General features: G+C 59.8%; 17 protein-coding genes and 1 tRNA gene. 11 read left to right on the top strand and 7 right to left on the bottom strand.

Annotated elements, in window-relative coordinates; translation table 11 throughout:
* Nucleotides 1-1,767, top strand: a complete 1,767-nt coding sequence (locus CCONF_RS10625) for an ABC transporter ATP-binding protein (protein WP_034970331.1) — start codon at nucleotides 1-3, stop codon at nucleotides 1,765-1,767.
* Entirely contained in the window at nucleotides 1,767-3,491 is a 1,725-nt protein-coding gene (locus CCONF_RS10620; protein ID WP_014303363.1) for an ABC transporter ATP-binding protein, read from the top strand. The genes CCONF_RS10625 and CCONF_RS10620 overlap by 1 nt, the downstream gene beginning before the upstream one ends.
* Before the next feature lie 3 nt (nucleotides 3,492-3,494).
* Here CCONF_RS10620 and CCONF_RS10615 read toward each other — a convergent pair whose 3' ends face one another.
* The 4 genes from CCONF_RS10615 to CCONF_RS10600 form a co-directional block, all read right to left on the bottom strand.
* Nucleotides 3,495-4,973, bottom strand: coding sequence for an ABC transporter ATP-binding protein (locus CCONF_RS10615; protein WP_014303364.1), 1,479 nt, complete (start codon nucleotides 4,971-4,973; stop codon nucleotides 3,495-3,497).
* Complete coding sequence (locus CCONF_RS10610; RefSeq protein WP_290223552.1) at nucleotides 4,970-5,716, bottom strand: energy-coupling factor transporter transmembrane component T; 747 nt, start codon at nucleotides 5,714-5,716, stop codon at nucleotides 4,970-4,972. Before CCONF_RS10610 ends, CCONF_RS10615 begins: the two co-directional genes overlap by 4 nt.
* Complete coding sequence (locus CCONF_RS10605) at nucleotides 5,716-6,342, bottom strand: MptD family putative ECF transporter S component (protein WP_014307391.1); 627 nt, start codon at nucleotides 6,340-6,342, stop codon at nucleotides 5,716-5,718. The genes CCONF_RS10610 and CCONF_RS10605 overlap by 1 nt, the downstream gene beginning before the upstream one ends.
* A 91-nt stretch (nucleotides 6,343-6,433) precedes the next feature.
* Nucleotides 6,434-8,623: a non-ribosomal peptide synthetase gene (locus CCONF_RS10600; RefSeq protein WP_290223547.1), complete on the bottom strand. Its 2,190-nt coding sequence runs from the start codon at nucleotides 8,621-8,623 to the stop codon at nucleotides 6,434-6,436.
* Between the two features lie 164 nt (nucleotides 8,624-8,787).
* Between CCONF_RS10600 and CCONF_RS10595 the strand changes: the two genes are divergently transcribed.
* The 7 genes from CCONF_RS10595 (at nucleotide 8,788) to CCONF_RS10565 (ending at nucleotide 16,823) form a co-directional block, all read left to right on the top strand.
* Nucleotides 8,788-10,013 (top strand): IS3 family transposase gene (locus CCONF_RS10595; protein WP_290223545.1). Its coding sequence is split into 2 segments (ribosomal slippage): nucleotides 8,788-9,067 and nucleotides 9,067-10,013, totalling 1,227 coding nucleotides; the frame shifts between segments, so codons are not numbered across the junction.
* Between the two features lie 37 nt (nucleotides 10,014-10,050).
* The gene (locus CCONF_RS10590; protein WP_290223543.1) at nucleotides 10,051-10,503 is read left to right on the top strand and encodes a hypothetical protein; all 453 of its coding nucleotides are present in this window, start codon (nucleotides 10,051-10,053) and stop codon (nucleotides 10,501-10,503) included.
* Nucleotides 10,504-10,588: 85 nt separating this feature from the next.
* Nucleotides 10,589-12,376: an ABC transporter ATP-binding protein gene (locus tag CCONF_RS10585; protein WP_016458321.1), complete on the top strand. Its 1,788-nt coding sequence runs from the start codon at nucleotides 10,589-10,591 to the stop codon at nucleotides 12,374-12,376.
* The gene (locus tag CCONF_RS10580) at nucleotides 12,373-14,121 is read left to right on the top strand and encodes an ABC transporter ATP-binding protein (RefSeq protein WP_016458320.1); all 1,749 of its coding nucleotides are present in this window, start codon (nucleotides 12,373-12,375) and stop codon (nucleotides 14,119-14,121) included. Before CCONF_RS10585 ends, CCONF_RS10580 begins: the two co-directional genes overlap by 4 nt.
* A 35-nt stretch (nucleotides 14,122-14,156) precedes the next feature.
* A complete protein-coding gene (locus CCONF_RS10575; protein WP_016458319.1) occupies nucleotides 14,157-14,756 on the top strand; it encodes an MptD family putative ECF transporter S component in 600 nt (199 codons plus the stop codon).
* Entirely contained in the window at nucleotides 14,749-15,435 is a 687-nt protein-coding gene (locus CCONF_RS10570) for an energy-coupling factor transporter transmembrane component T family protein (protein ID WP_290223532.1), read from the top strand. The genes CCONF_RS10575 and CCONF_RS10570 overlap by 8 nt, the downstream gene beginning before the upstream one ends.
* Nucleotides 15,432-16,823, top strand: coding sequence for an ABC transporter ATP-binding protein (locus tag CCONF_RS10565; RefSeq protein ID WP_290223530.1), 1,392 nt, complete (start codon nucleotides 15,432-15,434; stop codon nucleotides 16,821-16,823). Before CCONF_RS10570 ends, CCONF_RS10565 begins: the two co-directional genes overlap by 4 nt.
* Before the next feature lie 149 nt (nucleotides 16,824-16,972).
* On the opposite strand, the gene CCONF_RS10560 is transcribed toward CCONF_RS10565, so the two are convergent.
* Nucleotides 16,973-17,046: transfer RNA gene (locus CCONF_RS10560), tRNA-Gly, on the bottom strand.
* Nucleotides 17,047-17,161: 115 nt separating this feature from the next.
* Here CCONF_RS10560 and dcd point away from each other — a divergent pair.
* The gene (gene dcd / locus CCONF_RS10555) at nucleotides 17,162-17,725 is read left to right on the top strand and encodes a dCTP deaminase (RefSeq protein ID WP_290223528.1); all 564 of its coding nucleotides are present in this window, start codon (nucleotides 17,162-17,164) and stop codon (nucleotides 17,723-17,725) included.
* Between the two features lie 70 nt (nucleotides 17,726-17,795).
* Complete coding sequence (locus tag CCONF_RS10550; protein ID WP_290223526.1) at nucleotides 17,796-19,112, top strand: UDP-glucose dehydrogenase family protein; 1,317 nt, start codon at nucleotides 17,796-17,798, stop codon at nucleotides 19,110-19,112.
* Here the strand turns inward: CCONF_RS10550 and CCONF_RS10545 are convergent.
* Nucleotides 19,051-20,310: a YibE/F family protein gene (locus CCONF_RS10545; RefSeq protein WP_290223523.1), complete on the bottom strand. Its 1,260-nt coding sequence runs from the start codon at nucleotides 20,308-20,310 to the stop codon at nucleotides 19,051-19,053. The genes CCONF_RS10550 and CCONF_RS10545 overlap by 62 nt on opposite strands.
* Before the next feature lie 125 nt (nucleotides 20,311-20,435).
* A complete protein-coding gene (locus CCONF_RS10540; protein WP_290223521.1) occupies nucleotides 20,436-21,668 on the bottom strand; it encodes a pyridoxal phosphate-dependent aminotransferase in 1,233 nt (410 codons plus the stop codon).
* Nucleotides 21,669-21,673: the final 5 nt, after the last annotated feature.

The following is a 21,673-nucleotide window of genomic DNA, read 5'->3' as shown; positions in this document are numbered from 1 at the left end:
ATGACCGAACAAAAACCACCCATTACATTTAGGCAAATATCTCAACCTGCCCACCGGCAGATCACGGTGTCGCTGCTATTGGCGGTGCTGGCGGCGGTTTTGTCGCTGGTGCCGGTAATCGTGCTGGTTGAGCTGGTGCGCACCGTAATGCTGTCCTTCCAGGGAGAGCCGATAGATGCGTCAAAGCTGTGGCTGCTAGTCGCGGCGCTCATGGTGGCCACCGTCCTACATGGACAGGCAACCGTGAAGAGCCTCCAGGTAAGCCACCAGGCCGACGGCCTTTTGGGCGAGCACTTACGCCAGCAGCAGATTACCAAGCTGGGTAGGCTCCCGCTGTCTTGGTTTACGCGGACACCTTCGGGGACTGTGAAAACCTACATCGAAGACGACGTCACCAAGATCCACCAGCTCATCGCCCACGCGCCGCACGATTATTCGGCCGGTGTACTCGTACCGCTATTGAGCCTGGGATACATGTTCGTGGTGGACTGGCGGATAGGCCTGCTGGGCCTGGTACCACTGCTGTTGGCAGTGGCCACCATGCCGTTTATGATGCGCGAGTTTCAAGAAAAGGCGGAGAAATTTAAGTCCAGCCAGAAGCAGCTAGACGCCGCCGTCGTAGAGTTGGTGCGCGGCATCCCGGTTATCAAGGTGTTTGTTCCGGAAGGCTACGACGAGAGCATTTTCCTTAGTCGTTCCCGGAGTTTTGGTGGGTTCTATCGCGAGTGGTTGCACGCCACCGTACACCCCACCGCTTTGATGAAGATCTTCACCTCCACCGGGTTTGGCCTGCTGGTGGTAGCCGCGGCCAGCCCGTGGCTCATCACGTCTGCGGGCGTACCAGTGGCCGATGTGCTGGCAGCGTTTTTGTTCATCAACAACATCGCCGCGCCTCTGCTTATGCTTTCGCGCACTAACATCATGTTTTCGGAGGCGAAGGCTGCCGCGGCGGATCTCACCGAGTTCTTCAACATCCCGGTATTGCCGCCCGCTGCTGGCGGCAGGGAGCCTGCAAACGCCGGAATTGAGTTGAAAGATTTAAGCTTCTCCTACGTGCCGGACACCCCGGTGCTTTCCGGCATTAACCAAAAACTTACCGCCGGCAGCATCACTGCGGTGGTGGGACCTTCCGGCTCGGGGAAGTCCACGTTAGCCGCGCTCATCCCCCGGCTATTAGACCCCACGGAGGGGTCGGTGCGCATTGGTGGCGTCCCTAGTACTGATCTCCGATCTGACCAGCTCTACCGTAGGGTAGGGTTCGTCTTCCAGGACCCTTACCTTATGCGGATGAGCGTGCGGGATAACATTCGCCTCGCTCACCCGGAGGCCACCGACGCAGACGTGGTTCGCGCCGCCCGCGCCGCCCAGATTCATGAGCGCATTACCCATCTGCCGCGCGGCTACGACTCGGTGGTGGGAGAGGACGCGCAGCTTTCCGGTGGCGAGCAGCAGCGGCTGGCTATTGCCCGGTCCATCTTGCTCGACGCGCCGATCCTCGTGTTGGATGAGGCCACCGCTTTTGCGGATCCGGACTCCGAGGCCGCGATCCAGCGGGCCATTACCGAGCTGGTGGCCGGGCGCACGCTAGTAGTTATCGCACACCGGCTCCACACGATCACCGGCGCTGACCGGATCCTCATGCTGGAAAACGGTGAGGTCACCGAAGCAGGCACTCACGAAGAGTTAGTGGCGGCAGGCAAGGGCTACGCCACGATGTGGGCACGCTACCAAACCGCGCAGGCGGGCATCCAAGGGGAGGAAAAATAATGATCCGCACGCTCTATTCACTGGGCAGTCCGGCTGATCGTCGCCGTCTGGTGCTGGTCCTTACGCTAATTGGGATTTCCGCGGTGGCGTTGGCCATTGGCCTTATCCTCATTGCACTGTTTTTGGACACGCTGTTTAGCGAAGATCCCGCGCAGGCCGCAGCATGGTTGCCCTGGATCATTATCTCCGTCCTCGTCTACGCCGCCGCAGACTGGCCCACTGAGGTTATTGCCCAGGACCTGGGGCATGATTACGTGCTGCGCATCCACCGGCTTATCGCCGATCGCACGGCACAGCTACCCCTGGGCTATTTTGAAGAAGATCGCGCCGGCCAGATCGGTGTTGTAGCCACCAGCGGTGCGCTGTTTGCCGCTAACGCGCCGGCAATGATGCTGCGGCCCATGCTGCACGGTGCTGCCTCGGCCGGTTTGGCTTGCGTGTTTCTCATCGCCGTGGACTGGCGGCTGGGGCTGGTTACCGTTGCAGTGGCTGCCGTGGTGTGGTTCGCCTATAACCGCCTAATGCGGCAGTACCGCGTGGCAGAGCGCCAGAAGGGCGAGCGCAACGAGCACGGCGCCGCGGAGGTGCTGGAGTTCGCCCAGGTGCAGCCGGTGCTGCGCATGGCTGGGCCGGATTCGCTGGGGGAGCGCGCCGTGCGCGCCTCGATTCGAGAGCAGCTTAGCGCCCAGCAGCACACCCAGAAGACAGGTGAGATGATCATGGGTCGTCTGGCTTTAATCATCATGGTCGGTACCGTGGTCATTGATGCCCTGGCCACCGTGCTACTTCTCAACCACTGGCTAGAAGCAGGCACCTACATTGGCGTCATTGTGTTGGTGTTCATCCTGGCTCGCGTTGCTATGTCGGGCATACCCTACGGCGAGGGCTTGGAATCCGCGCGCAATACCTTAGATGAGATCCAAAAGATCCTCGATGCGCGGGTGTTGCCGGAGCCTGCGGTTCCGGCGGCGCCACGCGACTATGGCATCGAGTTCGATGGGGTGGGCTTTGGCTACGAACCCAACACCCCAGTGGTCCGCGACGTGAGTTTCCGCGTGGCGCCCGGAACTACTACTGCGTTGGTGGGTCCCAGCGGCTGCGGCAAGAGCACCTTGCTAAAACTTGCGGCACGCTTCTATGACGTTGACCAGGGGACCATCCGTATCGGTGGTGTGGATATTCGCGATCTTGGCTCCCGGGCGGTGTTGGATTCGCTGGCTATGGTGTTCCAATACGTGTACCTCTTCGAGGACACACTGTATGAAAACATCCGCCTGGGCTGCCACAATGCAACGCGGGAGGAGGTGCTCCGCGCAGCGGAGTTGGCCGGTGTCACCGAGATTGCCCGGCAGCTGCCGCAGGGGTTTGACACCCTGATTAGCGAGGGCGGGCAGAATCTCTCCGGTGGTGAGCGTCAGCGTGTCTCCATCGCTCGTGCGCTACTGAAGGACGCGCGGATCGTGCTGCTTGATGAGGCGACTAGCTCTCTAGACGTGCAGAATGAGCACCTTGTGATGCGCGGTATGAAAACGCTTTCTGCCGAGCGCACCATCGTCGTCATTGCGCACCGGCTGCACACCATCCGCGACGCGGACCAGATTGTGATGATGAGTCCCTCCGGCACCGTGGAGTCTATCGGCAACCACGAGGAACTCATGGAGAGTTCCCCACGCTACCGCAGCTTCTGGGGTGAAAAGAGCGACGCCACCAGCTGGAAGCTGTAGGGACTAGCTGTCGCGGCCGCGTAGATACCGCACCGTGCGCGCCAGTGCGAGATCATCGCACGGTTCGCAGGCGGTAAGGCGGCCTTTTTCCACGCGCAGGAGAAGATCGCAGCACCGCGCCACCAGCTCCATGTCATGGGTTACTACCAAAACGGTCTTGCCCTGCCGGGCTAGGGCGTCTAGCAGGTGGGCCACCCGGTGCATGCGGCACAGGTCCAGCCCGCTGGTGGGTTCATCGAAGACGATTACCTCGCGCTCACTTAGGACTGCTGAGGCGATGGCCACGCGCTGGCGTTCGCCGCCCGAAAGCGACATCGGGTGCCGGGCCCGCTTGTCCGCGAGATCAAGTGCACCAAGCACCTCGGTAAGGCGCGCTTCGTTTTTCCCATCCGGTCCACTGGTGCCGATGATTACGTCGGACTCCACGCTCTCCCCGAAAAGCTGGTGGTTTACGTCCTGCATTACTAAATAGGACTGGCGCAGGCGCTGCCGGGGACCCGAGAGCGAGCGGTTATTGATGTCCACCACGCCGGTGGCCTTAGATTCCAGGCCAGTCAGAACGCGCACAAAGGTAGATTTTCCGGCCCCGTTGCGTCCTACCACGCCGATGACTTGTCCTTGCGGCAACTCCGTGTGGCTGATGCTCAGGGATGGCTCTGTAGCCTTGGGGTAGGTGAACTGTAGCTTTTTGAGCACCATCGTGCCACTTGAAGGGCGTGGCTCGCGGGTCACCTCGGGGACCTGCTGCGCTGAGCGCAAGCCCATGCGGTACAGTTCGGCCTTGTCTAGGGTGCGAAACTCCGAGCCGCTGAGATCATGAGCGATCTGCCCGTCCTGCATAACCAGCACTCGGTCCACGATGTCAACTAGGTAGGAAAGCCGATGCTCAGCGATCAGGACGGTGCGGCCCTGTGTCTTCCACTGCGCGACGATGCGGCGCAGCTCATCGACGGCGGCGAGGTCGAGATTTGATGATGGTTCGTCTAGTAGTAGTACCTGTGGGTGCATCGCGGCCACTGAAGCGCATGCTATTTTTTGTTTCTGGCCGCCGGAAAGTGTGAACAGGTGCCGGTCGAGGAGATGAACCATGCCGAAATCTGCGGAAAGTTCCCCAATACGCTGTCGAATCTCGTTGGGCGCCACGCCGAGGTTTTCGCAGCCAAAGGCGAGTTCGCTGGCTACTTCCAGCGTGAAAAATTGCGACTTGGGGTTTTGGAACACTGAGCCTACGCGTTCGGCGATGTCGTGTGGGTGGGCATGAGTGATGTCTTCGTCGTCCAGCAGCACCTCCCCCGAAATCTGGGCGTCGCAGAACGTGTGCGCCACGCCGTTTATCAGGCGTAGCAGGCTGGACTTACCGCAGCCTGATTCGCCACACACTAGAACTAGTTCGCCCTTCGCCACGGTGAGATTTACGTGGTGCAGCACCGGCTCCGCTGTGTTTTGACCATAGGATAGTGACACATCGTGCAGCTTTATCACGGCAGCATCACTATATTTACCAGTAGTAGGATCAGGGACACGACGAGCACGCTTATGACTATTGCGTCGCCTACGCGGAAGCCTATCTCGCACAGCGTGGTTCGTCGGCGAGGCGAGCCCAATCCGCGGGTCACTGCAGACATAGCCAGCTCGTTGCCGATGCTCACAACGGACGCCAACAGTGGCACAAAGCGGTATTCGAGCATAGCGATCGGGTTGCGCAGGCCCGAGATGCCACGCATCTGCATGGCGGTGCGGATATCGCGGTATTCCTCGAGAATCGTCGGGAAGAACCGGAACATGATGGACGTGGGGATGGTCAGGGCGTCGGGGCTCCGCATGCGCTGCATCGCGGCCATGAATTCGCTGGCCGAGACGGTGCGTAGTAGGTACCAGCAGCACGTGATGCCAGGGAGGATGAGCGAAATCCCTGCGAACCACGTAGCGCACACGTCCACGATGATGTGGCGCTCGGGCAGGGCCTGTACCACCACCGCAGGAAAGCCGGCGAGCACCGCGAAGGTGAGTGCGTATCGCAGTGCAGCGGCCACCATGCCGGAGGCGAGGAAAAGTGCCCCGGGAACGGCAATGAGCATCCACCGGGCGGTGCTGCCCAGCGCCCCACTGGACCCGGCCGGTGAGATGAGCACCGAGGACACCACGAGGATGACCAGCACCGTGGTGCGTGGGTCCAGATGGAGTCCCGCTGTGTGCGTGCCTGATCCGGGCAAAGTGGGCGACATCAGGCGATTCCTGCTCGCTGGAAGTGCTTGGTGAAGATGCGCCGGCCGAGGATCCCGCCGAGGATCCCGCAGACGAAGGTTACTATCACAATGATGAGGAATAGCCAAGTCATCTGGCCAATAGAGGTGAGGCCATCCGCGAAACTAGCACCATATTTGGTCTGCATGCCGCTGCTCTCTATGTAGCGCCGAGTGGTGAAGAAAAGCGGAATATATGATGCGGTGGGTGACACTGCTATAAAGGCATAGGCGATCACACTGTGTATTGCGCTCGTATACTTGCCGGCGCGCAAAATTAACTCGGCAAACACGGCCATGACCAAGCTGAGCAGCAGTGGCCATATGCCTAAACCAAGCAGCAGGCTGGCGAGGCCGCTGAGAAGAAGGAATATGAAGACCATGCCGGGCTTGTGCACCTTGGCCAAGAACAGCATCATCGGGATGCCCAGGATGAGGGCCTGAACGCTGGTGATCATCACGTAGGTGATGGGGGTGATGCCGATGAAGGCGATGACCACGCCGGCTACCAAGTTGATGACGAAGAAGATGCCGATGTTCATCAGGTCGGTGATGTTCAGCCGTCCTGCTTTTGCATCTTTCGGGGTGGTGTGGGGAGTACTGGGCATGATGTTTCCTTTCAGATTAGGCTGCTTGTGCGTAGCACTGGGTTGGGGGCAAGTGGCTTGTCAGGTGAGTGAAACAGGTGTGGCATGAACTCTAAATTTCGCCTTCTTCTACGTCGCTGCCGACGATGTCGGCGATCAGGTCGGACAATTCTCGGACCGTTGGATGGTTGAATACGTCACGTATGGAGATCTCTACTGACATTTCTCGACGAATCGAGTTAGTAAGCCGCACGGCCGTGAGCGAGTCGGCACCGATGGTGAAGAAGTCATCGTCGATGCTGATCTCCTTGGGCCCGAGGAGTTCTTGCAAGATGGTAATGATACCCGAATCTCGGTGATTACGAGAGCGTTCCCTTGTTTGTGGTTGTTCAAAGGTTTTTCCTTCTAAACTCTTGCGATCAATCTTGCCGTTCCAAGACCGTGGTAGCCCATCAATGCGTGATATCACGCGTGGACGCATATAGGCAGGGAGAGACTCGGCGAGGTGGTTATTGAGTGCTGCCATGTTAAAGCCCTCATGCGTAACAACGTAGAGAACAATGCCATGGTCGTTGACAGCGACGCAATCGCGGAGTTCGTTGAATTTTCGTGCTGTTGACTCGATCTCACCGAGTTCGATGCGGTAGCCGTTGACCTTAACCTGACCGTCCTCGCGCCCCAGGAAGATGATGTGACCAAGGTGATTGTAGAGGGCCTTGTCGCCCGTGCGGTACATTCGTTCGCCGGTGCGGGGGTGGGTGATGAATGATGCTGCGGTCTTCTCTGGGTCCTTCCAGTACCCCATGGCCAGGCCACGTCCGGCAATGTAAAGGTCTCCCGGCACATGCGTGGGTCGGGGGTTCAGGGCCTCATCGAGGATGTACATTCGCTGATTTGCCAGCGGCGTTCCATAGGGAATGCTGGTACGCGAGGCATCATCGACGCCTACCTCGTACCAGTTTGACCATATCGATGCCTCGGTAGCACCCCCAGCAGCGAAAACTGTGCAGTCCCGGAAGAGGGTGCTGACCTGGTAAGCGATATTTACAGGTATCCAATCTCCGCTGAGTAGTGCCGACCGTACGGAGGAACCAATGAGGCTCCGTTCGCGGAGGTGTTCCACGTACATCGAAAAAAGTGCTGGCACAGAGTTCCACAGCGTCACCGAGTGCGTAGTTACGGCATCTGCCCAGCACTGCGGATCACGTTTGTCTGCTGGAGATGGCAACACCAAGGTAGCACCCCGCGCGAACATCCCGAAGATGTCGTATACCGATAGATCGAAGTTTAGCTCTGAAATCCCCAATATCCGGTCGGTCGGAGTCACCCCGAAGCGTTCGTTGACATCGACAATCGTATTGACCGCCGACTCGTGGGTGATGGCTACTCCTTTGGGAGTGCCCGTCGTACCAGACGTGTAGATGACGTACGCAAGCGAGCTGGGTGTCGGACTCGATTCGCTTAAGGCCTGGTCACCTGGCCGATGCCGGGCGACATCGGCCAGAGTGATGACTGTGCAGTGCTCGGCTAACGCAGCGAAATCATCGTCCGGATGGTCCATCGCAACAATGGATGCACCCGCATCGTTGATGATGGAAGTGTTACGCCCCACCGGTTGGTCCACGCTCAGCGGCAAGTAGGCGCATCCGGCCTTCATTGCGCCTAGTACCGCTGCGATCTGTTGTGCGGACTTTTCCATCATGATGCCAACGAGATCACCAGGCGCCGGGTCAGTTGCAGCAATAAGCTGGGCCCACTTATCCGACTGCTCATTGAGTTGCTCGTATGTCCATTGCGTGGTGGCGTCTATCACCGCGAGGTTGTCACCATGCTCGGCAAGTCCCTTCTGATACAGCCCCAGTAGGCTCTTATCCGCTCCGGGGAGTTCCCGGTCTGTGTCGTTGATTCGATCTGCGGTGGGCGCGTTGGTCGTCGGAGCTATGGTACTGGTGGGCGCGTTCCAGAGTTCAGGGGACTCTGCGAGGTGCGAGAGAGTGGCTGTAAGGCTGGTGAAAAGCTCCGCCACCATGTCGTCGGGGAAGATCGCCTCGACCGCGTCCATATTCAGCATCAGGCCACCATCGTGTTCATAGACCTGGAGGTCCATCCATACCTGTGGCGTCTGCGATAGGCCATGATCGATTACGCCCAGGTAAGGACTCTGATCTGACTCGGGGTGCTCCACGACGCCCAGGCCACACGTGAAGACCACCGGCATGGTTACCCGAGCACCGCGTTGCTTAGTAAGCATTCGCTGCACCGACACGCCGGAGACACTGCCGTGATCGAGATTGCTGAACATGCGCCTGTGTAGCGCTGCAGCGCGGTCCCGGAACGATGGTGCACACTGGGTATCCACGCTGAGAATAGATAGGCTGGTGAAGTCGCCAACTATGTGGTCAACCTCGGGGGCGAACTGAAGCGTCCTGGGTTTAGTTCCTACCTCAGCTAAGGAAGGATTGAACTATGCCTAGAAAGTATTCCGTCGAGTTCAAGGAGAAGGCGGTCCATCAGATCATCGAAATGGTTCGCCTGGAGTCTTGCTCACTGCAACGCGCCTACACGGAGGTCGGTGAGCTGCTTGGAGTATCTCACCACACGTTGCGGGCTTGGTACCGTGACAGCGCTTCAGTACGTGATGACTCCGACGCGTCAGGCGGCGAAACAATGGAAGAAGAGATCAAGCGTCTGCGCCGCGAAAACCGTGAGCTGAAGCGAGCAAACGGGATTCTTAAGGCTGCTTCGGCTTTTTTCGCAGCGGAACTCGACCGACCCACGACCAAATGATCTCTTACATCGACACGTATAAAGATCAGTTTGGGGTCGAGGCCATCTGCCGAGTCCTTAAACAAGCAGATCGTGGATTCATTACTTCACGCGGCTACCGCAAAGCCACCACTCGTGTTCCCAGCGCAAGGGCCTTAAGCGATAGCCTTCTCATCCCAGAGATACAGCGTGTGCATGCGCAGAATTTCTCGGTCTACGGCATCCGCAAAATGTGGCACGCGATGAACCGTGAAGGCTTTCATATTGGTCGCGACAAGACTGCACGACTGATGAAGCTAGCAGGTGTTTCTGGCCGCAGACGTGGGCGAACCCCAGTAACAACGATCAGCCCGAAGACACCGGATCATCGCCCGGACCTTGTGCGCCGAAACTTCCGTGCGCGGGCACCAGGCAGGCTTTGGGTTGCCGACATTACCTACGTTCGCACCCTGTCAGGATTCGCCTACACCGCGTTTGTCGTGGATGTCTACAGCCGAAAAATTGTTGGCGTTGCTACACGCTCGACGATGCGTACCGATGCGCTGCCCATGGAGGCATTGGAACATGCGTTAACGACTGCAGGACGAATTCATGGAAACCAGTTAATTCACCATAGCGATCGGGGCAGCCAGTACGTGTCACTGAAGTATTCCACCGCGCTAGCGGAATCCGGAATCCGCCCGAGTGTGGGAACAGTCGGCGATTCTTACGACAATGCACTAGCCGAAACAGTCAACGGGCTCTACAAGGCTGAACTCATTCACGCCCAAGGCCCGTGGACTTCGGTCGGAGAAGTCGAACTGGCCACCTTGCGGTGGGTGCATTGGTGGAACACCAAGCGGCTTCATGAAGCTTTGGACTACGCCACCCCACAGGAAGTAGAAACCGAGTACTATCTCACCCAGCCCATCAACACGGGGCCGTAAAAGAAGCGGAACTAAACCCAGGACGCTTCATTCTTTCGTGCAAGCGCTCAATCAACTGATCGCCCGCCGTCCGCAGCAAAGCCAGCTACCGCAGGTGCTTGGCGACATGTTCGGTACGAGCCGTTTGGAAGAACAGGCCGCTGCCTGCCAAACAAAAATCGTGGAGCTGACCGAGCAGATCGAGGCGCTGATTGCGGAAAACCAGCGGTGTGCGCTCAACCAGGACGCCTACCAAGCCCGCTACACCGAACTCGATACTATCTACCGTAAGACGCTCGCACGTAAAACAAGCCTGGAAGCAGATATCGCAGCGAACACCGCCAAGCACGCCGCCATCACCACAACCCTGAATGATCTGACAGGGGAACCGGTGAGCGAGTTTCACCCCGCACAATGGAGCGCACTCATCGACCACGCCATCGTCACCGAGGATACGATCCGGTTCGTATTCCGCACAGGTGAACAGGTGAGCATGGCCCTGAAAGAGTGATGCTCGTATCAGTTGACGTGCACGGTTAGGCACACCTCCCAGAAATAAAGTAAGGTTAGTCTTACTTAATAAGGATGGTGTTTACGTGAACGATAGTGTAACGGATCAGGTTGTTGAAGACGAGTACGGGTCGGCGAAGGAAAAATCTGTCGCTGGCCAGAACGCGATCCGTCAGCTATCGCAGCCGGTGAAAGGCAAACTGTTTATCGCGCAGGTTTTGGCTTTTCTCTCTGGTGTGTTGGCTATTGCCCCGTATGTGGCTCTGGTGGAGCTTGGCAGAGAACTTATGCAAGACCAGGTGGACCCGGCGGGGGTGAACTGGATCGTGATGCTCCTCGTCAGCGCATACATGGCCCGGTTGACCTTATATTTTGTTGCATTGGGCGTGACGCATTTTATTGACCTGTCGTTGCGTAATCAGATGCGTCGGCAAATTGCCGCCCGAATGTCGACTGCTCCGCTGTCGTGGTTTACCCGCGAGGGTGAGGGAAAGATCCGCAAGACCATTCAGGATGATACGGCCACGGTGCACACAGTGATCGCGCACGGGCCGATCGAGAAACTGAACGCGATCGTCTCCCCGCTCGCTTTGTTGGCCTATGCATTCGTGGTGGATTGGCGACTCGCGTTGCTGTCGATCGCGACGATCCCGATCTATGTGGGCATGTATGGCATGTCGATGCGCGGCATGAACGAAAAGACCGCGCAAATGGACACCAAGCTCGCCCAAGTTTCGGCAACGATGGCCGAGTTCGTGGCCGGTATCTCAGTGGTGAAAGCGTTCGGCAAGGTCGGCCAAGCACATAAAGCCTATTTAGATGCAGCTAACGAGTTTTCTAAGTTCTACCGGGCTTGGTGTATGCCGCTGGTGTCGATGTCGGTCGCCTCATTTTCGTGGGTGTCAATCCCGGTGTTGTTGATCGTGAACCTTGGCGGTGGCGCGTTGATGATGAACGCCGGTTGGGTGAGCATCTACGAGGTGATAACGACCACGTTGATCGCCTTGGTGCTGCCGGGAGCGTTGATGGCAGTCGCAACCATCGCCTGGTCGTACCAGCTCGCAGGGTCTGCGGCAGTGAGGCTGGTGAACGTCATGGAGCTACCGGCATTGCCTCAGCCCAATGCGCCGCAGACACCACACGGTCATGATATCGAGATTCGGGGTGTGTCGTATGCCTATGACGAGACCCAAGCGTTAGACGAAGTGAGCCTGAGCATTCCGGCAGGCACGGTGACCGCGCTGGTTGGGCCTTCGGGCGCGGGGAAGTCGACGCTGGCGAGTTTGATTGCCCGCTTCGATGACCCGGACGCTGGCACGATCACCATCGGCGGGGTTGATCTAAAGAACATTTCCCAGGACGTGTTGTATTCGACGGTCGCATTCGTCCTGCAAGATGCACAGCTTATTCGCGACACCATTCGAAACAACATCGCTCTTGGCGCGCCAGAGGCGACTTTAGAAGAGGTGCGGCAGGCGGCGCGGGCAGCGCAGATCGACGAGTTCATCATGAGCCTGCCAGATGGTTACGACACCGTGTTGGGGGAGGACACCCACGTTTCGGGCGGGCAGGCAGCCCGTATCGCGATCGCCCGGGCGCTCATGGTTGATGCCCCAGTGTTGGTGCTGGACGAGGCGACGGCGATGGCGGACCCGGAATCAGAATCGAAAATCCAACAAGCCCTATCCACGCTTGCCAAAGGCAGAACCGTGATTGTGATAGCCCACCGACTGGCCTCGATCAGAGGGGCAGTCCAAATCGTCGTCATGGAACGCGGGCGCATTGCTGTGGTCGGTACACACGACGAGCTGTTGGGTAATGCGCACTATCAGGCACTTCTTGCCCAAGGTGCATGCGAGGAGATGACACGATGAACCAACTATTGCTGCCACGCTTTAAGCGTTTGATGGAACCCGCCTCGTGGCGAAACCTCTCGGTCGGCCAAGCGTGGGGTGCGGTCTCAGGACTGTGTCACGGCTTTGCCCTGCTCGCGCTACTCCCCGCAGCAAGTGCCCTAGCGACCGGAATGCCAGTGTGGGGGTTATCGTTTTGGGGATGGCTCATCGCCTTGGCGGTAATCGCGGTGCTGGGCGTGGGCACGGAGTTTTATGGCATGCGCACCGGCTATATCGGGGCCCTCGGATTCATTCACGACGTCCACCAAGCGGTCGGCAACAAGGTAGCCCGCCTACCACTGGGCATGTTCGATTCGGGTAGTTCTGGACGGCTGTCGCGCATGGTCACCCAGGAAATGATGAACTTGGGTGAGTCGGCGGCGCACTTTATTTTCTCCCTCCTCCAAAAACTCTCAGCCGTGCTCGTAGTCACTGTGGGAACCTGGTTCTGGGATTGGCGGCTGGGACTGACCTTGACGATCGCCTTCCCAATCATGCTCGCCTTCCTCCATATCTCCCGCGTGCTTCTTGATAAAGGTAAGAAGGTTTCCGAACCAGCCGAGTCAGAGTTGGCGGCTCGCATGGTCGAATTCGCCACCTGCCAAGGCGCATTGCGCTCCTGTCACGTCGCCGACGACTACCCGGCCCTTGATCGGGCATTCAAACAGGCTGACCGCAAAAGCCGCAAAGCATTGTGGATCGAAACATTAGCGAACCTGATAAACGGAATGTTCGTCCAAGCCCTTGTCGTGGTAATGATTTGGCTGACCGCCCAACTCGCCCTCGGCGGGCAGATGAATGCGTTGAACGCTGTGGTCACCATCGGCATGTGCCTGCGGTTCACCACCATGCTCCAAGACATCGGTGGCTGCATGACCGGGCTGGAAGAACGCCGCCAGCAGATGAATCACGTCGACAAGGTCATGGACGCTCCCGAACTGTCCGAACCCGATGTCTCCACACCGGTGAGCGCTCCTGGTGATGTTCGTTTCGAGGACGTCACCTTCGGCTACGATCCGGACACCCCGGTTCTCCGTGATATTTCCTTCCATGTCCCGCAAGGCGGCATGTGTGCCCTGGTTGGCCCTTCCGGCTGCGGAAAAACCACAATCGCGAGGTTGGTTGCACGTTTCTGGGATGTGCAGTCCGGCAGCGTACGCGTTGGCGGGGTTGATGTGCGCGAGCAGACCACCGAAGATTTGATGCGCCAGGTGTCTCTCGTTTTCCAAGACGTCTATTTATTCAATGACACTCTCGAAGCCAACATTCGCCTTGGCAACCCAGAAGCTACCGATGAAGAAATCAGGTGGGCCGCTGACCTGTCGGGCGTGACGGAAATCGTCAACCGGCTCCCAGACGGCTGGAATTCATTGGCAGGTGCTGGCGGGCGCGCACTGTCAGGTGGGGAACGCCAACGCGTCTCTATCGCCCGCGCCTTGGTGAAGAAAGCCCCGATCGCGCTGTTCGACGAGGCCACCAGCGCGCTGGATGCGGAAAACGAAGCCAACATTGTTGCGGCGATGAACGAGCTACGCAGGCACTCCACGCTAATCGTGATCGCCCACAAACTTGAAACCATTCGCCAAGCCGACCAAATCATCGTCCTCTCCCACGGTGGGCATATCGCCCAGCGCGGGTGCCACGACGAGCTGGTCAACCAGCCAGGTCAATACCGCGATTTCTGGCAAGAGCGCATCAACGCAGCCGGATGGCAACTCGTCTAAACACAGCACTGTTCACAATCGTGAAAGGAATAACTATGTCCACACGCACGTCCTCGCGCCTCAACACGCGCGACTTCATCAACATTGGCGTCTTCACCGCCTTGATGTTCGTCATCGTGTTTGCATTCGGAATGCTCGGCTTCTTCGGTCCGGCCGCGATGTTCCCCGGCTTCTTAATCTCGATCCTCATTAACGGCATTGTCTTTGCTCTATTCACTGCCCGTACGCCGAAGATGTGGGCATTGACAATCATGCTGATTATCATCGAAATCCTCTTCTCCGTGACCGGGCACTGGGTAGGCGGCATTGCTATTGCTATTGTGTTCGGCCTGCTTGCCGATCTGGTCGTCACCAAGGGGCCGAAGAGCATGAAAGTGCGCGTTCCCCTGGCCTACGCATTGTTTATTTTGCCGATCTACGTGTCACCGTGGATGCCGCTATTTATGAACCAAGACGCATATATGTCGCAGATCGCCGAACAAATGGGCGCAGACTACGCCGCCAAGATGGCGCAGGTGGTCACGATTCCGATTCTGCTGGGCTTCTTCGTCGTGATGCTCATCGTTGGCTGGATCGCAGGTCTGATGGGAACTCGGATTGCGCGTAAACACTTTGAACGGGCCGGTCTTGTCTAAACTTCCCGACCCGCGCACCATTATCGCAACGCTCGTCATCGTTTCCACCACGATCTACAGTGCCTACTCGCCGTGGTTCGTGTGTGCTCTGGGCGGATTCGCCGCCGTGATGCTGGCGAGCGTTGCGATCAACCCCAACACGCTCGTGCGCCCGATCTGGGTGGCCGTCTACCTGGCCACGTTTGCGGTCCTCGGCGGGCTCGTCTTCGTGATACCACAGGTGTGGAAGTCAACGGCCGGCGCGTTCCTCGTGGTGTTTTTGCAGTGGATGTGGCGATTCAGTGTCAGCGCAGGAATGGGAGCCTACGCGATCGGCGTGATCCGACCCGCCACCTGGCAAAAAGCACTCGCCGGCTCACGGATCCCGACCTGTTTCACGATCCCAATCTCGGTTGCCTTACGTGTGCTGCCCGTGATCGGCCACGAGGTTAAAGCGATCTCAGATGCGATGAGGCTACGCGGCATGTCCGCGCTTTCCCTGCGCGCGGCCCAGTACTTCACAATCCCGCTGCTATCGACCGTGGTACGCAGTGGGGACGAACTGGCATCGGCCGCCCTCGTGCGCGGACTGGGTGGAACCGCAAAGCCCACCTCAGTCACGGTCGTGAAATTCCGTGTGATCGACGCAGTCATTCTGCTCATCGTTATCGGTTTCGCGATATGGAGAATCGTCCTATGACAACAGCCCAAGCCACCGGCGTCACCTTCACCTATCGGGGAGCAGACCACCCCTCAATCAATGACGCAACCATCACCATCACACCCGGAACCGTCACCTTGCTGTGTGGCGCTTCAGGGTCGGGGAAGACCACCGCGTTACGGCTGTTTAACGGGCTCATCCCACACTTTCACGACGGCGACCTTACCGGAAGCGTCACGGTTGACGACATTGACGTGGCACAAACAGACCTGCCACGCCTTGCCCACCACTGTTCGACAGTGTTTCAAAACCCGCGCACCCAGTTCTACACCACTCACGTGCGTCAAGAACTCGCCTTCGGCCCAGAAAATCTCGGTCGCGACCCGCAGAAGATCTGTGCCCGCATTGACGAGGTTGCAGCCGAGTTAGGTATCGCCGACCTGTTGGAATCCCGCGTCACACAACTATCAGGCGGACAGATGCAACGCGTGGCCTGCGCCGTCGCCATGTGCAACAACACGTCGCTGATTGTCTTTGACGAGCCGACCGCGAACCTGTCAGCTGACGTTATCGACCAACTCGCCATTCTCATCGCCAGGCTCAAAGCCGATGGACACACCATCATCATCGCTGAACACCGGCTGAGTTTCCTTGCCGGGATCGTCGACTGCGTTTACTGTTTCGATAAAGGCAAGATCGCCCTCACCGCAACCGGCGAAGAGTTCTACGCTACCTCGGATGAGGAGCGCAAACAGCTTGGACTGCGATCCCTAGTGCCCGTACCCATGCCGAGCCTGCCCGAACCAGAAGGTGAAGGGGTCACGATCGACAACCTCACCTTCGCCTACCGCCACGGGAAAACGGTTCTCAATGTCGGCCATGTGCTCTTTCCGGCAGGGAAAATCACAGCGCTCATTGGCCCGTGCGGGTCGGGCAAATCAACACTGGCACGGATCGTCTGCGGACTCGAAAAAGCCAAAGGTGCATCCATCACACTCAATGGGCAAAAATTCGCCGGCCGGGACGCCTACCTCGTCATGCAAGACCCCACCCGGCAGCTGTTCTCGGACACCGTTATTGACGAAGTCACGCTCGGCACGACCAAAGCCGAAAAGCAGCACATCGACGCCCACACGATCCTTGAAGAACTCGATCTTGCGGAGCACGAGTCCGATCATCCTCAGGCTCTGTCCGGTGGGCAGCGCCAACGCCTGGTTATTGCTACAGCGCTTGCCGCGAACAAGAAAGTTTACATCTTTGACGAGCCAACATCAGGTGTGGGCTACAAGCACCTTGTCGCGATTTCCCGAGTAATGCGTAAACTCGCCGATACCGGTGCCGTCGTCATTGTCATCACCCACGACGCCGAACTCGTTACCGAGGTCGCCGACCATAGCGTCCGCCTCGACCAAATCAACGCCTGCTAACGCAAACGCTCGCTCAGCCGAAAGAGAGGAAAGCGTTTCCGCAGGTCAGGGCAAACGCGCTATACACTCGCTAACGCAAGCGATTTTCTTGACCCCCTTGGGCCATACTCGCTAACGCTAACACCGACTTATCATTTTCGACGTCTAAGTGGAGCCGGCGACGAGAATCGAACTCGCGCTCTCAGCTTGGGAAGCTGATGTTCTACCATTAAACTACGCCGGCGGAGCCTGAATTGTGCGCCCATTGCTGGGCATACATCAAGCGCTGGGAAACACTCTACACCCTCGCTGACCCCGGGTGAAAACCGGGTCGCCTACCTGCTAGTAGACTCGGACACGTGCTTTTATCAGATCGAGATATCCGGGCCGCCATCGAGGATGAATCGCTGCAGATCGAGCCCTTCGATGCCGACCTCATCCAGCCCTCGTCCGTGGACGTGCGCCTGGATAAATACTTCCGCGTGTTCAACAACTCCCGGTACACCCACATTGATCCGAAAGAAGAGATGCCGGATCTGACCAGCCTGGTCGAGGTGGCCGACGGCGACGCCTTCGTGCTGCACCCGGGCGAGTTCGTCCTGGGTGCCACACTAGAGAAGTTCACGCTGCCGCCGCACCTGGCCGGCCGCCTGGAGGGTAAGTCCTCCTTGGGGCGCTTGGGCTTGCTTACGCACTCCACCGCAGGATTTATTGACCCCGGCTTTTCCGGGCACATTACCCTGGAGTTGTCGAACACGGCGAACCTGCCGATCGTCCTGTGGCCGAACATGAAGGTCGGCCAGCTGGCGATCTTCAAGATGACCTCGCCGGCGCAGGATCCGTACGGCAGCGGGGCGCTGGGCTCGAAGTACCAGGGCCAGCGCGGGCCGACCCCGTCGAAGTCCTACCTGAACTTTCGCTAAGGTTTTAGGATCCGGCACCCAGATTTAATCCTCTGTTCAACTCGGGCGCTTAAGATTACCGCTTATGCGCATGACTGTGATTGGCACTGGATACCTGGGTGCAACGCACGCCGCTTGCATGGCCGAACTCGGCCACGAGGTTCTCGGCGTGGACGTGGACCAAGCAAAAATCGACTCCCTTGCAGCGGGCAAGGTTCCCTTCTACGAGCCGGGCCTGCCGGAGGTACTCGAGCGCAACTTAGACGGCGGGACGCTGAGCTTTAGCACGGATTATGCCGCGGCCGCTGATTTCGCCAACGTCCACTTTTTGGGCGTGGGCACCCCGCAGCGCCACGGTTCCTACGCGGCGGACATGACCTATGTCCGCGCGGTCATCGAAAAGCTGGTCCCGCTGCTCAAAGGCCAGCACCTCATCCTGGGCAAGTCCACCGTGCCGGTGGGCACCGCCGCGGAGCTGCAGCAGATGGCCAACGAGCTGGCCCCGGAGGGCACCGAGGTGGAGATCTCCTGGAATCCGGAGTTCCTGCGAGAGGGCTACGCCGTCAAGGACACCATCACCCCGGATCGCATCGTCATCGGCTGCCGGGAGGGCGAGTCCCGCGCGGAGGAGATTGCCCGCGAGATTTACGCCGAGCCGCTGCGCCAGGACACTCCCTTCATCGTGACGGACCTGCAGACCGCCGAGCTGGTCAAGGTCTCGGCGAACGCGTTTCTGGCCACCAAGATTTCGTTCATCAACGCCGTGTCGGAGATCTGTGAGATCGCCGGCGCCGACGTCGTGGCCCTAGCGGATGCCATCGGGCTGGATGAGCGCATCGGTCGCAAGTTCTTAGGCGCCGGCCTGGGCTTCGGCGGCGGCTGCCTGCCGAAGGATATCCGCGCGTTCATGGCGCGGGCGGGCGAGCTCGGCGCGGACCAGGCCCTGACCTTCCTGCGCGAGGTCGACGCCATCAACATGCGCCGCCGTGACCGCGTGGTGGATCTGGCCAAGGAGTCTTTCGCCGGCTCCCTGCTGGGCCACCGCGTGACGGTGCTGGGCTGTTCCTTCAAGCCGAACTCGGACGACGTGCGCGACTCGCCGGCCCTATCCGTGGCCGGCTCGCTGTCCCTGGCGGGCGCGGCGGTGACGGTCTACGACCCGGAGGGCATGGACAACGCCAAGAAGGTCTTCCCGACGCTGGACTACGCCCCCGACGTGGACACGGCTCTTAAGGGGACCGAGCTGGTCATCCTGGCTACGGAGTGGAAGCAGTTTCGCGAGCTCGACCCGGTCGCCGCCGGCAAAATGGTCGCCCGCCAACACATCATCGACGGGCGCAACGTGCTTAATGTGCGTGAATGGCAGGCGGCCGGTTGGGATCTCGTGGCCCTGGGTCGGAGTGCGTAAACGCCGCAATCAGTGTCGTGACCGGCACGGCGCTGACCAGGGAGAGCGCGCCCACCCCGGAGCGCAGTAGCTCGGTGGCGATGACGTCGCTGCTCAAGACCTGGCCGGCGGAGGCATCGGCCGCGGAGATGAGCAGCAACAGCGGCAGCGCCGCACCCGTATACGACAGCACGATGGTGTAGACCATCGACGCGATGTGGTCGCGCCCGACCTTCATAGCGGAGAAGAACAGCCGCCACCGCGGCATCGCCGGGTCGATGGCAGCCAGCTCGTGGACGGTGGAGGCCTGCCCGATGGAGACATCGTTGAGCCCGCCCAGCGCGCCCACGATGAACCCGGCCAGCAGCACGCCTACCACGGACAGCTGCGGCAGGTAGAGCAGCAGCTTGAGGTTGTCCTCGGAGGATAGACCCTGTAGGTGGGACGTCCGGATGGCGATGATGGCCACGACCGTGGCCACGGCCAGGGCGACCAGGCTGCCGGCCAGTGCCGAGGCGGACTTGAAGTTCCAGCCGTGGACCAGGGGGATAGCCACCACCAGGATGGCCGCGCAAGCGACAATCGTGACGGGGATGATGGGCTGGCCCGCGGTTATAGCCGGCAGGAGGAAGAAAAAGACGAGGGCCAGGCTGAAGGCCAGGCCGATGAGTGAGCGCAGGCCGTGCCAGGCGGCGAAGATGAGGATGGCGGCAACGATGGCCAGGCCCCAGGCCCACAGGGCGGAGCTGCGCTCGTAGTCGGCGAAGGCGTAGTGGGTCTGCCCGTCGGCGGAGTTTTCCGACAGGGTCATGGTGATGTGGTCACCAACCTCAAGTACCGGCTCGCCGGCGACGCCGTAGTGCACCAGCTGGGTCATCTTCCCTGCGTCCGGCCCGTCTTCCAGGTCCACCAGGGCGCGGCGGCAAGAATCATCATGGGCCCCGGCGGCCTCCGCGGCGGTGGTGCGCGGCGGGGTATCAAAGGCCGTGCCGGTAGCCGGGGAAGCGCAGGCGTTGGAATCGACCTGAGTGACGGTGCCGGTCACCCGTTGCTGGTTCAGTGAGTACGCGCGGTCGAAGTCTTCGCTCGTGTCCGGGCCGGAGCTCGGCCAGAGCCAGACGAGCCCCACGGCGGTGGCGGCTACTACCAGCCCCAGCACGCCCACGAGGACGCGCTGCCACGGGTTCAGACCGGCCGGCTTTACTGAGTGTCGTGCCATAGCCACTAATAGTAAATGTTTTCAATTCTGTGTGCGCACAAAGTAGCCTCGGCAGCGAAAAATCACTCCGGGGCTGGGCCCGGCGTGCTTACCGCGGCTCCCGCGGGCGGGCGCGCGTCCGGCGGCTACTGGCGGTAGCTGGCCAGGAAGTTGCCCAGGCGCTCGATGGCGTTGTCCAGCTGGGACGCCCACGGCAGGGTGACCACGCGGAAGTGGTCCGGGTCCGGCCAATTGAAGCCGGTGCCCTGCACCATGAGGATCTTCTCCGAGCGCAGGATGTCCAGCATCAGCTTGGAGTCGTCGTGGATCTCGTAGACGTTCGGGTCCAGCCGCGGGAAGGCATAAAGCGCACCCATCGGCTTCACGCAGCTGACGCCGGGGATCTCATTGAGCTTTTCATAGGCGATGTTGCGCTGCTTGAGCAGGCGGCCGTCCGTGCCGGTCAGTTCGTAGATGGACTGGCGCCCGCCGAGCGCGACCTGGATGGCGTGCTGGGCCGGAACGTTGGGGCACAGGCGGGTGCCGGCGAGCAACTCCAGGCCTTCGATGAAGCCGGAGGCGTGGTTCTTCGGGCCGGTGAGCACCATCCAGCCGGCGCGGTAGCCGGCCACGCGGTAGGCCTTCGACAGGCCATTGTAGGTAATGCACAGCAGATCCGGGGCCAGGGAGGCGATGGAGGTGTGCTTCGCGCCGTCGTAGAGGATGCGGTCGTAGATTTCATCGGCCAGGATGAGCAGGTTATGTTCGCGGGCGATCTCCACGATTTGCTGCAGCGTCTGCCGGGAGTAGACCGCACCCGTCGGGTTGTTCGGGTTGATGACCACGATGGCCTTGGTCTTCTCCGTGACCTTGGACTTGATGTCCTCGATGGACGGGTTCCAGTCGTCTTCCTCGTCGCACAGGTAGTGCACCGGGGTGCCGCCGGCCAGGGAGGTGGCCGCCGTCCACAGCGGGTAGTCCGGGGCCGGGATGAGGACCTCGTCGCCGTCGTTGAGCAGCGCCTGGGTGGTCATGGAAACCAGCTCGGAGACGCCGTTGCCCAGGTAGACATCCCCGACGTCGAAGTGCGGGAAGTCCTCCAGCTCGTAGCGGGTGACGATGGCGCGACGGGCGGGGATGATGCCCTTGGAGGTGGAATAGCCCTGGGAGGTGGGCAGCGCGGCGATCATGTCGCGCATGATGACGTCCGGGGCGTCGAAGCCGAAGACCGCCGGGTTGCCCGTGTTGAGCTTCAGAATGTTGTGGCCGTCGAGCTCCATGCGCTCTGCCTCGGCCGAGACCTCCCCACGGATGTCGTAGGCGACACCCTTGAGTTTGTCGGATTGGTCAAAAATTCGGCGGTTCGGCGTGGTAGTCATGCCGC

It is taken from the genome of Corynebacterium confusum (assembly GCF_030408715.1).
In the GTDB taxonomy this organism is placed as follows: Bacteria; Actinomycetota; Actinomycetes; order Mycobacteriales; family Mycobacteriaceae; genus Corynebacterium; species Corynebacterium confusum.
Note: the sequence above shows the minus strand (reverse complement) of the source record. Positions and strands in the feature narration are given on the sequence as shown.

Excerpts from the sequence above, each read along its gene's own strand:
- CCONF_RS10600 (WP_290223547.1), bottom strand. The coding sequence starts at position 8,623 with ATGTTCAGCAATCTCGATCACGGCAGTGTCTCCGGCGTGTCGGTGCAG.
- CCONF_RS10540 (WP_290223521.1), bottom strand. The coding sequence starts at position 21,668 with ATGACTACCACGCCGAACCGCCGAATTTTTGACCAATCCGACAAACTC.
- CCONF_RS10580 (WP_016458320.1), top strand. The coding sequence starts at position 12,373 with ATGAACCAACTATTGCTGCCACGCTTTAAGCGTTTGATGGAACCCGCC.
- CCONF_RS10545 (WP_290223523.1), bottom strand. The coding sequence starts at position 20,310 with ATGGCACGACACTCAGTAAAGCCGGCCGGTCTGAACCCGTGGCAGCGC.
- CCONF_RS10620 (WP_014303363.1), top strand. The coding sequence starts at position 1,767 with ATGATCCGCACGCTCTATTCACTGGGCAGTCCGGCTGATCGTCGCCGT.
- CCONF_RS10565 (WP_290223530.1), top strand. The coding sequence starts at position 15,432 with ATGACAACAGCCCAAGCCACCGGCGTCACCTTCACCTATCGGGGAGCA.
- CCONF_RS10575 (WP_016458319.1), top strand. The coding sequence starts at position 14,157 with ATGTCCACACGCACGTCCTCGCGCCTCAACACGCGCGACTTCATCAAC.
- CCONF_RS10550 (WP_290223526.1), top strand. The coding sequence starts at position 17,796 with ATGACTGTGATTGGCACTGGATACCTGGGTGCAACGCACGCCGCTTGC.
- CCONF_RS10605 (WP_014307391.1), bottom strand. The coding sequence starts at position 6,342 with ATGCCCAGTACTCCCCACACCACCCCGAAAGATGCAAAAGCAGGACGG.
- CCONF_RS10610 (WP_290223552.1), bottom strand. The coding sequence starts at position 5,716 with ATGTCGCCCACTTTGCCCGGATCAGGCACGCACACAGCGGGACTCCAT.
- CCONF_RS10625 (WP_034970331.1), top strand. The coding sequence starts at position 1 with ATGACCGAACAAAAACCACCCATTACATTTAGGCAAATATCTCAACCT.